Source organism: Natronorubrum tibetense GA33 (assembly GCF_000383975.1).
Taxonomy (GTDB): domain Archaea; phylum Halobacteriota; class Halobacteria; order Halobacteriales; family Natrialbaceae; genus Natronorubrum; species Natronorubrum tibetense.
In genome coordinates, this window is sequence record NZ_KB913017.1 from 2,939,670 (window position 1) to 2,952,164 (window position 12,495).

General features: G+C 65.2%; 14 protein-coding genes and 1 pseudogene. 9 read left to right on the forward strand and 6 right to left on the reverse strand.

Going from position 1 to position 12,495, the window contains the following annotated elements:
- The first annotated feature begins 236 nt into the window (after window positions 1-236).
- A complete protein-coding gene (locus NATTI_RS0115305) occupies window positions 237-1,223 on the forward strand; it encodes an AIR synthase family protein (protein ID WP_006090377.1) in 987 nt (328 codons plus the stop codon).
- A 194-nt stretch (window positions 1,224-1,417) separates the two neighbouring features.
- Here NATTI_RS0115305 and NATTI_RS0115315 read toward each other — a convergent pair whose 3' ends face one another.
- Together NATTI_RS0115315 and NATTI_RS0115320 are read right to left on the reverse strand one after the other, a co-directional pair.
- The gene (locus NATTI_RS0115315; RefSeq protein WP_006090378.1) at window positions 1,418-2,260 is read right to left on the reverse strand and encodes a phosphatase PAP2 family protein; all 843 of its coding nucleotides are present in this window, start codon (window positions 2,258-2,260) and stop codon (window positions 1,418-1,420) included.
- Between the two features lie 81 nt (window positions 2,261-2,341).
- Window positions 2,342-5,080 carry an AAA domain-containing protein gene (locus NATTI_RS0115320; RefSeq protein ID WP_006090379.1) on the reverse strand — a complete coding sequence of 913 codons (2,739 nt, stop codon included), beginning with the start codon at window positions 5,078-5,080 and terminating at the stop codon, window positions 2,342-2,344.
- 205 nt (window positions 5,081-5,285) lie between these two features.
- Here NATTI_RS0115320 and NATTI_RS0115325 point away from each other — a divergent pair, with 205 nt between their 5' ends.
- Window positions 5,286-5,861 (forward strand): SPW repeat domain-containing protein, encoded by a 576-nt coding sequence (locus tag NATTI_RS0115325; RefSeq protein WP_006090380.1) that lies wholly within the window; start codon window positions 5,286-5,288, stop codon window positions 5,859-5,861.
- A 28-nt stretch (window positions 5,862-5,889) separates the two neighbouring features.
- Here the strand turns inward: NATTI_RS0115325 and NATTI_RS0115330 are convergent, their stop codons facing one another.
- Window positions 5,890-6,165 (reverse strand): hypothetical protein, encoded by a 276-nt coding sequence (locus NATTI_RS0115330; protein ID WP_006090381.1) that lies wholly within the window; start codon window positions 6,163-6,165, stop codon window positions 5,890-5,892.
- Window positions 6,166-6,313: 148 nt separating this feature from the next.
- Here NATTI_RS0115330 and NATTI_RS0115335 point away from each other — a divergent pair, with 148 nt between their 5' ends.
- A complete protein-coding gene (locus NATTI_RS0115335; protein ID WP_019991934.1) occupies window positions 6,314-6,865 on the forward strand; it encodes a hypothetical protein in 552 nt (183 codons plus the stop codon).
- 93 nt (window positions 6,866-6,958) lie between these two features.
- On the forward strand, window positions 6,959-8,080 hold the full coding sequence (locus NATTI_RS0115340; protein WP_006090384.1) for a mechanosensitive ion channel family protein: 1,122 nt from the start codon (window positions 6,959-6,961) through the stop codon (window positions 8,078-8,080).
- Between the two features lie 2 nt (window positions 8,081-8,082).
- Here the strand turns inward: NATTI_RS0115340 and NATTI_RS0115345 are convergent, their stop codons facing one another.
- Entirely contained in the window at window positions 8,083-8,271 is a 189-nt protein-coding gene (locus NATTI_RS0115345) for an SRPBCC family protein (RefSeq protein WP_006090385.1), read from the reverse strand.
- A gap of 51 nt (window positions 8,272-8,322) precedes the next feature.
- Between NATTI_RS0115345 and NATTI_RS0115350 the strand changes: the two genes are divergently transcribed.
- Together NATTI_RS0115350 and NATTI_RS0115355 are read left to right on the forward strand one after the other, a co-directional pair.
- Window positions 8,323-8,727, forward strand: coding sequence for an AtzH-like domain-containing protein (locus NATTI_RS0115350; RefSeq protein WP_006090386.1), 405 nt, complete (start codon window positions 8,323-8,325; stop codon window positions 8,725-8,727).
- On the forward strand, window positions 8,724-9,026 hold the full coding sequence (locus tag NATTI_RS0115355) for a hypothetical protein (protein WP_006090387.1): 303 nt from the start codon (window positions 8,724-8,726) through the stop codon (window positions 9,024-9,026). Before NATTI_RS0115350 ends, NATTI_RS0115355 begins: the two co-directional genes overlap by 4 nt.
- A 187-nt stretch (window positions 9,027-9,213) precedes the next feature.
- Here the strand turns inward: NATTI_RS0115355 and NATTI_RS0115360 are convergent, their stop codons facing one another.
- Both NATTI_RS0115360 and NATTI_RS0115365 read right to left on the reverse strand, forming a co-directional pair.
- Window positions 9,214-10,176, reverse strand: coding sequence for a zinc-dependent metalloprotease (locus tag NATTI_RS0115360; RefSeq protein ID WP_006090388.1), 963 nt, complete (start codon window positions 10,174-10,176; stop codon window positions 9,214-9,216).
- Window positions 10,177-10,354: 178 nt separating this feature from the next.
- Complete coding sequence (locus tag NATTI_RS0115365) at window positions 10,355-10,657, reverse strand: hypothetical protein (protein WP_006090389.1); 303 nt, start codon at window positions 10,655-10,657, stop codon at window positions 10,355-10,357.
- Window positions 10,658-10,858: 201 nt separating this feature from the next.
- Here NATTI_RS0115365 and NATTI_RS0115370 point away from each other — a divergent pair, with 201 nt between their 5' ends.
- The 3 genes and pseudogenes from NATTI_RS0115370 to NATTI_RS25010 all read left to right on the forward strand — a co-directional run.
- Window positions 10,859-11,086: an LSM domain-containing protein gene (locus NATTI_RS0115370; RefSeq protein ID WP_006090390.1), complete on the forward strand. Its 228-nt coding sequence runs from the start codon at window positions 10,859-10,861 to the stop codon at window positions 11,084-11,086.
- On the forward strand, window positions 11,083-11,259 hold the full coding sequence (locus tag NATTI_RS25445) for a 50S ribosomal protein L37e (protein WP_006090391.1): 177 nt from the start codon (window positions 11,083-11,085) through the stop codon (window positions 11,257-11,259). Before NATTI_RS0115370 ends, NATTI_RS25445 begins: the two co-directional genes overlap by 4 nt.
- Before the next feature lie 768 nt (window positions 11,260-12,027).
- Window positions 12,028-12,495 (forward strand): annotated as a pseudogene (locus tag NATTI_RS25010) (Fe-S cluster assembly protein SufB); the annotation flags it as partial.

The window sequence follows — 12,495 nt, forward strand, 5'->3', positions numbered from 1 at the left end:
CCAGCCGATTCACTCCCTCACTGCGTTCAGTCCCTCATCCCTCGCGTGATTCCGTCGGCAGGCCTCACTATCGTTCGGCCAGCCGACAGCACGCGCCACCGCACGCCGGGTGATCAGGACTGAGCGATACCGCCTCGCCTGCGTTGAACCGAGAACGAGACGCATCGCCATCGAGATAATCAAACTGACACCGACGGCCCGACAGCTACAAACCGCAGATCCTCCCAGTTCGTGGTATGCCCGGTAAGGTGAGTCCGGACGACCTGCTCGCACACGTCTTCGGCCGCACGGGAACGGCGGCCGACGACGAGACGGTCCTGCAGGGACCGGCGGACGGCGAGGACGCCGCCGCGATCGCACTCTCCGAGGGAGACGAGACGCTCGTCGTCAGCTCCGACCCGATCTCGCTCGCGGCGGAGGGGGTCGGCACGTTAGCCGTCCCCGTCGCCTGCAACGACGTCGCGGCCTCCGGTGCCGATCCGCGCTGGCTGACCGCCGTGATCATGCTTCCCGACGAGGAGAGCGATCTCGAGGCGATCACGCGCGACCTCGACGCCGCCGCGCGCGATATCGGCGCGTCGATCGTCGGCGGCCACTCGGAGTACGTCGACCAACTCGAGCGCCCGATCCTCTCGCTGACGGCGATGGGGACGGCCGAGGCCTTCGTCCCGACGGGCGGGGCCGAACCCGGCGATAGCGTTCTCCTGACGAAGGCCGCGGGCATCGAAGGAACGGCCATCCTCGCAGCCGATTTCGGCGACGAACTCGGAGTCGACGAGGGGGCCCGCGAGCGCGCCGAGTCGTTCGTCGACGAGATCAGCGTCGCCCCCGACGCTCGCGCGATCCGGGATCGCGCGACGGCGATGCACGATCCGACGGAGGGCGGCGTCGCGGCCGGCGCACTCGAGATCGCCCGCGCCTCGGGCGTGCGACTCGAGATCGATCGCGAGGCCGTCCCGATTCGCGACGAGACGAGACGGCTGTGCGAGGCGGCCGACGTCGATCCGCTCCGGATCTTCGGCTCCGGGGCGCTGCTGGCGACCGTGCCGAGTGACGCGGTCGACGACTGTCTGGAGTCGCTCGCGGACGCGGGGCTCGAGGGGGCCGAGATCGGAACGGTTCGCGAGGGGGAATTCGAACTCGTCCTCGACGGGGAGTCGATCACCGAACCGGTCGAGGACGACCTCTATCCCCTCTGGGCGGCGGCCGATAGCGAAGACTGATCGTTGTGATGGCGGGGGCGAACGAGCGAAGCCAATGGGGTCGCGGTTACTCCGGGGGTACCGGTCCCCCGTCGATCCGATGCCCGGTCACCGATCGACGAGCAGCGTGTGTATTGCGTCCGGCACCACGAGCACCTCGCCGCCCGCCTCGAGCGCGTCCGAAACGTCGTCTGCGGCGTCGACCCGACTCAGCCTCACGAATCCGTCTCTGGTGACCCGAAAACCGTTCCTCCGACTCGGTCGACAAGCGCGGGGGCGAACACGATCCACGCCACGAGGGCCGCGTAGAGGGCGACGAGGAGGGGTGTGAGGTCGACGACCGTTTCGACGATCCGGAGGGCGACGAGGACGCTTCCGCCCACGATGACGAGAACGAGACCCTCGAGTCGGGACCGAAGCTGCGGCAATCGATCGATCCAACCTGCAGTAAGCAGGCCGCCGATGGCTGCGCCGAGCGCGAGGACCGCGTACGCGGCCGCGTTGGTGACGTAGACGGCGGGAACCGCGAGGGCAGCCGCGACCGTGAAGCCGACCGTCGGCATGCCGCGGCTGACTCGGTTCATCGCGGCGACGAAGACGACGCCGAGTATCGCGCCGACGATTACGTCACCGAGGTAGTGGACGCCGAGGACGACCCTCGAGAGCGAGACGGCCGCGACGAGCGTTCCGGCACCCAGGAGTGCGACCGGATCTCGAAGTCGATCGTACACCGAGACGAGACCGCCGTAGACGACGACCGACGCAAAGGCGTGGCCGCTGGGGAAGCCGTAGCCCTCGACGTCGATCGACGTCAGATAGACCGACTCCGGTGGTCGCGGGAGTCCGAGCAGCGTCTCGAGGGCCAGAACAAATCCCAGTCCGGCGACGCCGTAGCTGATCACGAGCGCGCTCCGGCGGCGGCTGCCACACCAGAACAGGATCGCGAGGAGCACCATGAGTGTCGTCGGACTGCCGAGTTGGGTAACGGCGACGACGATGTCGGCGTAATCGGCCGAAACCGTGTCGCGAAAGACCGCGCTCTCGTCCTCGAGTCGCATGACGGTCAATTCTGTCCGGGAACGGTAAATAATCTACCGCCATCATATCGGGCGCGAAGCGTACTTCGCCAACGCCGTTCGCTATCCGTTCGCCCACTCGAGCATCCGTTCGTAGACCGGATCCGTCGCTAAGGCTCCGGAGTCGCCGACGAGTACAAGCGCGCGTTTCGGTCGGGTCAAGGCGACGTTGATTCGCCGGTAGTCCTCGAAGATCGGTCCCTCGAGCGACCCCGTCGCGGTAAAGGAGACGATGATGATCTCCTGACTCGAGCCCTGAAAACGGTCGACAGTGTCGACCGAGACATCGTCGGGAACGTGGCTCGTGATTTCGGAGACCTGAGCGCGGAAGGGGGCGATGACGCCGATGTCGGTTCGGTTGATCCCTGCCGCCTCGTATGTTTCGACGAGGTCGGCGATCCGCGCGGCCTCCTCGCCGTCGGTGTACTGACTGCCGTCACCCTCGACGTCGACGAACGCGACCGGGTCCCGGAGTTCGTCGGGCAACTCAGCGCGGGAGACGCCTTCGAGATCGTCGAGCGTCCGCGCCGCGATCTCGGGCTCGGCGGGTCGAAGCTCGCCGTCGTAGAACTCCCGGGAGGCGAAGGCCTGAATGCGTTGGTTCATCCGGTACTGGCGGTCGAGCATGACGCCCGCATCGGGGTGGAGGTCGACGAGGCGTTCGAACAGCGACTCGGTGAGGTCGTTCTCTGCGCGGACGACCGGCGGCAGCTGTTCGTGGTCTCCGACGAGGACGAACCGCTCGGCGAGGTTGATCGCTGCACAGGTCCCCGGCTCCGTCAGCTGGGCGGCCTCGTCGACTAACGCGGCGTCGAACGCTTGCTCTTTCATGACCCGCGAGCCGCAGGTCGCCGTCGTCGCGGCGACGACCTGCGCGTTCTGCAGTTCGGCGAGTCGGTCCTCGGGGTCGCCCGAGCGCTCGAGGCGGTAGGACTGCATGTCCTCGCGCACGCCGCTCTCGGAGCCGACGCGGACGACGCGGTCCTCGTCGATCACGTCGTCTAACTGCTCGAGCAGGGCCTCGAGAGCGTTGTCCACTGCACGATTCGTAAACGCGGAGAGAAGCACGCGCTCGCCGCGTTCGACCATCGCGCGGATGGCGCGAGCGATGGTGTAGGTCTTTCCGGTGCCGGGCGGGCCGTGGATCAGCGCGCAGTCCTGCGCGCTGACGGCTTTCGTGACGGCCTCGTTCTGGGCCGCGTTGTTGTCGATGAAGGTCTCGGAGACGGTGTCAAACTCCGGATCGGCTCGGCCGAACAGAATGTCTTTTCGACGCTCGTCGCCCTTCAAGAGCGCGTCGTGCATCGCGGCGAGCAGCCGATCGGTCGTCAGTTCGGAGGGATAGACGTCCAGCCGCGTCACTTCGACGGGCTCGTCGGCCGTCAGTACGACCTCCTCGTCGAGCCGCTCGATGATCGCGAGCTCCGAACTCCCGCGGACCGGATGACCGTCGCTCGCCAGCACGAAGTCACCCTCTCGAATCTTCGAGTTCGCGCCGCTCGTTCGACGCGCGCGCAGTTCCCAGCGGCCGCCCTCGAGCGGCCGTTTCTCCACGAACTCGAGGTCGATCAGCGCGCGGTCGTCGTCGGCCCGCTCTTGGGCGTCTTGCTCCCAGAGTTTGGCGTACTCGCGGTGGACTTCCCGGCGTTCCTCCTCGATGGCGCGGTAGAACCGGTCGAAGTACTCGCGTTCCTCCTCGGGGAGGGCCTGTCCGATCTGGCCGGCCTTCGACTCCTGGTCGAGTCGTCCCGAGACGACCATGCAGGTGTCCTGCTCGAAGCAGTACTCGCACTTCGCCGAGCCCTCGTAGCCCGTTGGAATCTCGCCTTTGATCTCCATGGCCGCGAGTTCGTTTCGCAGCCGAACGACGAACTTCAGCAGGCCGTCGCCCATCGAGAAGTCCTTCGCGGGGGTGAGGTCGCCGGTCTCCTCGTTCCTGTCGAGCGCCGAGTTTTTCGTGTAGAGCAGGGTGCCGGTGTCAACGTCGCCGCCGTGTTCCTCGAGCAAGAGCGCGTAGCAGGCGGCCTGCACCTTGTCCTTGAAGCGTGGCACCTTCTTCAGATTCTTTCCCGTCTTGAGTTCGACCGGCGCGCCCCGCCGGATGGCGTCAGCCCGCCCGCGGATACCGAACGTCTCGCTGATGAGCAACTGTTCGGAGCGCCAGCTATCCTCCTCGGTCAGGCGGCCCTGCTCGAGCCAGCCCTCGATCGCTTTCGCGTTCTCCCGGACGTCTTCGGTGACGGATTCGGCCGTCTCGCCGAGCAAGCCGAGTTCGAGACCGCGTTCGTCCACGCGGGCGTCGATCGACTCCTCCAACTCTCGTCCGCGGAGGAGGTCGCCGAAGACCTCGTGGACCAGCGTCCCCTTCACGACAGGGTAGTTCAGCGGCACCCCGGAGAGCTTGTTCAGGAAGTAGAGCCGGGGACATTCGACCCAGTTGCGGATCGACGTCACGTTCACCAGAAAGGTCGGCTCGACGACGACGTAGGAGTCGCCCGTCGTCGAGTACTGGGTCTCGCCCCGGTACTCCTTTTCCTCGGCGTTCGTGACGAGTAGTTCCAGCCCGGGCTCTAAGTACTCCGCCGACTCCGTCCACTTGTTCCAGAGCGTCACCGTCGTCGTCTCGTGGCCGTCCACGATGTCGGGTTGGCCCGCGGTGTCTCGAGACACAGGTTCCTGTCGCGTCGATTCGTCGCCGTCGCGCTCGAGTCGCAGCGGCACTTCGGCGAGGTCGCTCTCGCCGTAGCTCGTCGATACCGACTTCACTTCGACGTCGCCCGCGACGGTTCCGCGTACGTGCACGAGTGTTCGTCAGGAGCGAGCCGTCAAAAACGCTATCGGTCGCGTGCGAGATTGCCATTCGAAACGGAGCGACACCGATCATCAGCGAACTGAATAGGTCAGCAGTTCAATCTATCGTAACGACCGATTACCGACGAGTATCTCCATCGCGCGACGGAACGGTCGTCGGCGTTTTTTGACAGCGACGGGGAAGTCGGGTGCACCCATGAACGACTCGAACAGCAACGACCGCGATCCGGAAACCGCAAGCGGAACCCACGGCGGAACCGGGCGCGAGGATCGCGGGGAGGCGCCGGCCGACGACGTCGACTCCGGAACCGGCGTCGGCGATCGGGATGATCCCGGCCGCGACCCGCGCGACGACGCCACACAGATCGCGAACGAGGAACGGCGGCGCAAGGTCTCGGTTATCAGCGCGATCGTCGCCGTCATCGGCGCGTGGGTCGTCCTCTCTGTCGTCGCCCTCTACGACGTCTCACAGGCGGCGTTCTGGAACAACGTCCTCGTCGGCAGCGTCGTCGTCCTCGCGGCCGGCTACAACTACTACCGCGTCGTCAACGACATCCCGCTCAGCGTCGGCGTCTCGGGGCTGGTCGCCCTGCTGGGCATCTGGTTGATCGTTTCGCCTGCGCTCCTCGAGATGCAGGCGGGACTGGGGCTGACGACGAGTCCGTTCTGGAGCACGCTCGGCTCCGGGCTGCTCATCGCGGCGCTGGCCGGTTACAACGCGTACGACGCTCGGGACGCGCGACGCGTCGCGACCGAGTCCTCGCGCGTCTGAAACCGATGGAAAACGGACCGCATACGGATCACCGCGTCGAGTCGACCGCAGATTCGCGGTCGCCGTTCGTTTCGGACTCGAGCCGCCACAACCGATACTCGGCGGCGTGGTGGCGCATCGCGACGACGGCGAACGCGACCATGACGGCGGCGAATCCGACCGAGACGGCGGGGGAGACGCCGTTGACGTAGCCGTTCGCGAGCTGTCCGACTGCCAGCCCAAGTGGACCCAGCGCGAGAAGCGCACTCGTGGCTGGCGTGGCCCGAAACAGTTCGACGAACGAGAGTGGTCGGCTGACGGACATGGTCAAACGTCGGTTACCCACTCTGTCGGGGGAACCATCCTATTCCTTTTGGTTCGATTTGGCCCAGTTTCGACGGCGACGCGTCGGTTAGCCCCCGTCGTTCGTCACGACCGATACGTTCATTCCGTCCGCGTCACAACGGTCTCGTATGCGGATTCGCGAGTGGCAGGACGTACTCGAGGACGTCACGGAGCGACCCGTCGATCCCGAAGGCTGGCGCGCGGTCGCCGGCGACCGAGCCGGCGGCGTCGGCGAGGACATGTACCTCGCGCATCCACGCGCCGGCGTCTTCTTTCTGAAGACGTACGCGAAGAACCCGTTCGAGGTCCGCGGGGTCGGCACGCAGGTCGCGCGCAACCTGGACGACGAGATCGGCTCGTTCCTCCCCAGAGAGGACGCGGGCGGCCGCTTCGCCGTTCGATCGCCGCCGGAGGACGAAGAGCAGGTCGAGACGGTCTCGAAGCGCCTCGAGACCGTCCTCCAGACCCACGCGGACGCCCCGACCCGCCCGCAGGACCTCTTCGACGACGTGATGGAGGCCATCGAGAGCCCCGCGTTCGGACCAATGGAGTACGACCAGTACGACCGGCCCGATCGGCTCGAGGAGCTCGGCGACCGGTTCGAGGAGGCCGACGAGTTACTCGGCGCGGAACTCGAGGACCTGATCGAGACCGACGAAGTCGATCGCGGCTTCATGTGAGGGGAACGTCGCGTCAGGTCGAGAGCAGCCACCTAGAGGGACCCGGCTGCTGCCACGCTCGTCCTTTTTCAGCCGCCGACGGTAGAAGCGGTAGTGTCGTCGCTACTACTGTCGCTTTCCGACCCCGTCGGTGTCGCGATTCTCGAAGGTATCGCCGATCTCGTGGACGTTTCCTGGCTGCTCGCGATTCTCGCGGTGATCGCCGCGTGGTTCGGCTCGCGGCTGCTCTCCGAGCGGCTCCGACCCCGACTCGAAGAGCGCGTGCTCCGGCCGTCGACCGCTAACGCGGTCCTGCTGGGCGCTCGCATCGCCGTCGTCGCCTACGCGTTCGTCCCCATCGCCGGCCTGCTCGGCTTCCGTCCCCAGAGCGTCTTCCTTTCGTTTACCGTCATCTCGCTCGTCCTCGGCGCGGTGCTCGCGCCGGTCGGCCGCAGCTACATCAGCGGCCTCTTCATCCTCGTCCACCGCCCCTACGAGGTCGGCGACATGATCGAACTCGTCGACCGCGAGGAGCGCGGCTACGTCGACGACATCACGCTGGGCTACACGCGAGTCTACACCCTCGAGAACTCGTTTCTGGTCATCCCCAACGAGACCATGCGCGATCGCGACATCCGAAACCTCTCCGCCGAGGACGAACGCAGCAGACTCTCGCTCGAGGTCTGTGTCACCTACGAGGGCGACCTCGATCGGGCCTGTGAACTGCTCGAGCGCGCCGCTCGAGATGTCGACGGCGTCATCGGCGGCGGCCCGCCGATCCGCGTCGGTCGGTCGAAGTTTCCGGCGGGTCCGAAGGCGTTCGTCCGCGAGTTCGCCGACCACGGCATCCTGATCGATCTCAAGTGCTGGATCGAGGCACCCTATCTCCCGTTGAAGGTTCGATCCGCGATCCACCGACGAGCGTGGGATGCCTTCGAGGGGGAGGACGTCGAAATCGCCTATCCCCACACCCACCACGTCTTCGACGAGACGAGCGGTCGGATGGGGGTGGACGTGAACTCGCCGGCCCGCGAGTCGTCACCCGAACGCGGATACGGGGTCGACCGCAGCGCTGATGCCGGTCGCGAAGCCGATGGCGGTAGCAGGGCCGACAGCAGCCGGCCGCGCGAACGCAGCCCCGAGTCAGGGTGGTCGCTCGATCGGTCGGGAGAGCGAACCGCCGACCGCGGCCGGCCGGAGCGACTCGAGGAACCGGACGAACGGCCCACCGACTGATCTCAGAAGCGATCTCCCTTCCCGCGACCGGAGGGGTTGGTCTCGAGCGACGGAATCTCGCCGGTCTCCGCGAGGCGCTTGAACCGATCGAGGACGGTGCCCGCCAGACTCTCCGGAACGACCCCGAGGCGTTGCATCGCGCCGTCACTGAGCGCCCCACCCGGCGAGTCGTACCGAATGTCGAGTCGCAACCTGCGTCTGCGTCCGGTGGGCCTTTGGGCGACGACGCCGACAGTACGTCCATGAGTGAAGGTCTCGAACCCGTCGTCCGCGACTACTACGACGCGCTCCGGAACGGCGATCCCCTCGAGCCGTACTTCCTCGCCGACGAGTCGACGGTGAAGTTCGGCATCAGCGAGGCGCTGTTCGGCTACGACGAGGTGAGCGAGGCGCTGCAGGAACAGACCGAGACGACGGCGGAGTGGACCGTCGAGAGCCGATCTCTCACCGTGACGGGCCGAGACGGGGCCGCCACGTTCGCCGACGAGGTGACGATGGCCTGGACGGACGCCCAAAGCGGCGAGCGCCGGCGATTCGAGACGCGCTGGAGCGGAACGCTGGTTCGGCCCGAAGAGAAACCAACGCAGGCGGGCGAGCACGAGTGGCAGTTCGCCACGATGCACGTCAGCACGGCCGGCGACCTATGAGCCGCGGATCGGGGCGCGACTCCCGTCGGGCCGACGCGCGCGGGTCGGAACGGGGCTCCCGCGGAGACGGAAGACGCAGCTCCGACCGTGACCCGGATCGGCGCGACCGCTCCGGCTCGAACGGGCTCACGACTCCCTCCGGCCGAGTCAGAGGGGCGTTCGTCCTGCTCGTCGGACTCTCCGGCGGCACGATGGCGTTACAGGGTGGCGCCTCGCTGGCCGTCGTCGGACTGGCCTCGGTCGGCGGCATCGTCGCCGGCGGCGCGTTGCTCTGGTATCTATTGTGGATCCTCGACTGATCGAAACCCACCGTACGGTGCCAAACCGAGAGATTTGGAGATACCAAACCGAGAGAAACGGATACGATTTCACGCCGCCGTCGGTCGGGACGGAAGTAGCCGCACGCACGTCACCGCGGAGTCCGACTCGAGTCGCCGTCGGCCGAACTGAACGCTCCGATACCGATTTCGAGACCGAACCGATCGGCTATCGATCGATGCGCTGGAGCCAGAGCGTCGGATCGTCGAGTTCGTCCTGCGTCGGCAGCATCTCGGGGCCCTCCCAGACGAGTGTCGCGGTCTCGAGTCCGTGGCCCGTGACGACCGTCTCGAAGAAGTGCTTTCCGCGCTGGTACTGTCGTTCCTTGAGTCCGAGCCCGAGCAGCCGGCGGAACAGCTTCTGGAGCGGGCCGCGACCCTGTCGGCGCGCGTCCAGTTTCCGGCGCAGGTCCTCGTACTCGCCGTCGAAGGCGTGGTCCATCAGGAGTTCCGCGTAACCCTCGACGACGGTCATCGCGGCGTCGAGGTCGCGGAAGGCGTTCCGGTCGAACGAGCCGTCCGAGAGCGCGGCGATACCGTCTTCCATGCGCGCCTCGAGGTGGTCCGATAGCCACGGTGCGGCGCCGAACTCCGCGGCGTGGGTGACCTCGTGGAAGGCGATCCAGCGGCGGAAGCGGTCGGCGTCGACGTCGAGTTTGTCGGCGGCGTTGAGGATGTTCGGGCGAACGAAGTACAGCGCGTGGCTCTCCTCGGGGTTCTCGGCGAGCAAGAGCGGGTCGTACTGACCGAGCACGTTCCTGCCGAGGAAGGCGAGGAGGACGGTCATCGTCCCCGTGTTGACGGTCCGGGCGACGCCGGGGAATGCGCCGGTCTGAAACTGGTTCTCGAGGGTCCCCATGACGCGTTCGAACGTCGCGATGTTGGCGTCGATCCAGTGGTGGCGGTTCTGGATCTCGACGGTGTCGGGAACGTCGAACTCGACGTCCGCCACCGTTCGCACGGCCTCCCGCGCGTCGCGAACGTCGCGTGCGTAGGCCTCGCGCTCGCCCGGCTCGAGCTCGAGCGAGCCGGGATCGGTCACCGCCTTCGCGGCGTCGGCGGCCGACTGCCAGTCGATTACGTCGTCACCGGACGCCCCGGCAACGGCCCGGGCGCTACGATAGAGGTTCACGTCTGTCGGTACGTGAAGCACGCGCAAAAACGTTCGGCTGAGTCGGATCCGATCGCGTTCGGTCGGGTTATACTGTCGGACAGCAGTCAATACGAAGTCGGTCGCGAATTCGCGGCCGTCGCCGTCGGAGACGGCCGCAGTAGAGCGACCGATCTTCACGTAATTCTGTCCGACAGTATTAGTTGACGATGACGTCCGGCTGCTCTTCCTCCTCGAGTTCGGGTTCGTCGTCGCTGCGGAACTTCTTGGCGGCGACGCCGGCGGCGACGAGCAAGACGAGCGCGACAAGCGCGCCGATGGCCTTGCCGCCCGAGCCGTCTTCCTCGGCTTCCTCCTCCGCCTCGGTTTCGGTCTCGTACTCCGTCGTTTCCGTCGACTCCTCGCTCGAAGCGAACGGCAGTGCGGTGTCGAGCGCACCCAGCCCGAACTGGGTGTCGCCGTCAAGATGCAACTCGATGAGGGTGAATTTGGTGTTTCCCATAGCCCGTGATTCAACGAGTGGACACTTATACTGTTTGCTGGGCGTCACAGATTGGAGTCGTACGGCGTGCGCGTAGTTGTCACAGAACAGTGCGATTGCGCCTCCCGCGATCGGAAAACGAGCGGCTGGTCACCCCCTGAAATGGGATTCGATGGAGGCAGGACCGGTACGATTAAGTGTCCATCACCTGCGCTCTTTCGTATGAGTGGACGACCGCTGGATGTCCTCGAGGCGTCGCTCGGCGAACGTGTCACAGTACGACTCAAGAGTGGCGACGAGTACGACGGCGACCTCGCTGGCTATGATCAGCACATGAATCTCGTGCTCGAGGACGTGACGATCCCCCTCGAGGGCGAAGTGGACGCAGAGACGCCGGCCGAAGACACAACCATTATACGCGGCGATAACGTCGTTTCGATCACTCCATGACTGGCGCAGGAACCCCGAGCCAAGGAAAGAAGAACACGACGACACACACGAAGTGCCGTCGTTGCGGAGAGAAATCGTACCACACGAAAAAGAAGGTCTGCTCGTCCTGTGGCTTCGGCAAATCGGCCAAACGCCGCAGCTACGAGTGGCAGAAGAAGACCGGCGACAACTGAACCGACGGATTGATTTTGGCGGACGACTGCGAAACGCACCGTGGGAACACGGGCGTCGATACGGATTGCGGGCTGATTTCTACGACTTTTTTATTTTCCGCTTTCTCGAGCGACGCGATCCGTCGTAGCCCTCGCGTTTCACAGCGTCGCAGCGTAGGTCGCGCTCGAGCAGCGCTTAGTGCACCGCGAGCGGATTGGCGCCGGCCGGCCGAGACGTGTCAAAGAGAGGCGCCAGTCGCCCGTATCGAGGACGCTGTTGGACGACCGCGGCCTCTCGAGGAACATCCGGTCGGACTCGCCGCTGCTGCGCTTTAGGGCGAGTCCAGACGTACCGACGAAAACCTCATCCAAAACGAGATGTCGGCAACGATGGGCGTCAGAAATGTACTGAGTGTCGTAACAACTGAAACGATTTCCACACTGATCGCACAGACGACGTGCGATCAGGTGTGCATTGGGTTTTCTGTGGCTACTACCGAAACTAGTCTCAGGAGCTACTCGAGGCCGTCACCGAGGACTGACCCGTCTTCGTCCGGTGTACCCGGGTGGCCCTTTGGTGAGCTTTCGCGATTGGAAGCAGTATCGAATCTGATAAATATCCTTCCCCGAAGTTCGGAATAAATGGGCAGGATACGGCCGGTTCGAAACGCGGGAAGTAATCGTCAGCAATTAACCTAAACACTAATAGGGCAGTTTTTAACCAGTATTGGTTACATTTGTAGGTTTCGGAACACTAGGCTTTTGGTTCCGTAGCCGAAGGTACGCTCGATGAGTTCCGAACAAGACCACCTAAAAGAGACAGACACCGAGGCCCGCTTCGAGTTCAAGAAAGAGGAGAACTCCGCAGTCCGATCCGACAAAGGCCTGACCGAAGAGGTCATCCGCATGATCTCCGAGGACAAAGACGAGCCCGACTGGATGCTCGAGCGACGCCTACGTGCGCTCAAGCAGTACCAGAACATGCCGATGCCGACCGATTGGCCCGGCATGCCGGATCTCTCCGAACTCGACGTCGAAGAGATCGTTCCGTACATCCGCCCGGACGTCGACAAGCGCGAAGGCGTCGACGACTGGACGGAGCTGCCCGAAGAGATCAAGGACACGTTCGACAAACTGGGCATCCCGGAAGCGGAGAAGAACGCCCTTTCGGGCGTCGGCGCGCAGTACGAGTCCGAGATCGTCTACCAGAACATGCAGGACCAGTGGGAGGAGAAGGGTGTTATCTTCTGCAACATG

What these genes read in the sequence shown, in the direction of transcription:
- NATTI_RS0115305 (WP_006090377.1), top strand. Translation starts at nt 237, where the DNA reads ATGCCCGGTAAGGTGAGTCCGGACGACCTGCTCGCACACGTCTTCGGC.
- NATTI_RS0115315 (WP_006090378.1), bottom strand. Translation starts at nt 2,260, where the DNA reads ATGCGACTCGAGGACGAGAGCGCGGTCTTTCGCGACACGGTTTCGGCC.
- NATTI_RS0115325 (WP_006090380.1), top strand. Translation starts at nt 5,286, where the DNA reads ATGAACGACTCGAACAGCAACGACCGCGATCCGGAAACCGCAAGCGGA.
- NATTI_RS0115330 (WP_006090381.1), bottom strand. Translation starts at nt 6,165, where the DNA reads ATGTCCGTCAGCCGACCACTCTCGTTCGTCGAACTGTTTCGGGCCACG.
- NATTI_RS0115335 (WP_019991934.1), top strand. Translation starts at nt 6,314, where the DNA reads ATGCGGATTCGCGAGTGGCAGGACGTACTCGAGGACGTCACGGAGCGA.
- NATTI_RS0115350 (WP_006090386.1), top strand. Translation starts at nt 8,323, where the DNA reads ATGAGTGAAGGTCTCGAACCCGTCGTCCGCGACTACTACGACGCGCTC.
- NATTI_RS0115355 (WP_006090387.1), top strand. Translation starts at nt 8,724, where the DNA reads ATGAGCCGCGGATCGGGGCGCGACTCCCGTCGGGCCGACGCGCGCGGG.
- NATTI_RS0115365 (WP_006090389.1), bottom strand. Translation starts at nt 10,657, where the DNA reads ATGGGAAACACCAAATTCACCCTCATCGAGTTGCATCTTGACGGCGAC.
- NATTI_RS0115370 (WP_006090390.1), top strand. Translation starts at nt 10,859, where the DNA reads ATGAGTGGACGACCGCTGGATGTCCTCGAGGCGTCGCTCGGCGAACGT.
- NATTI_RS25445 (WP_006090391.1), top strand. Translation starts at nt 11,083, where the DNA reads ATGACTGGCGCAGGAACCCCGAGCCAAGGAAAGAAGAACACGACGACA.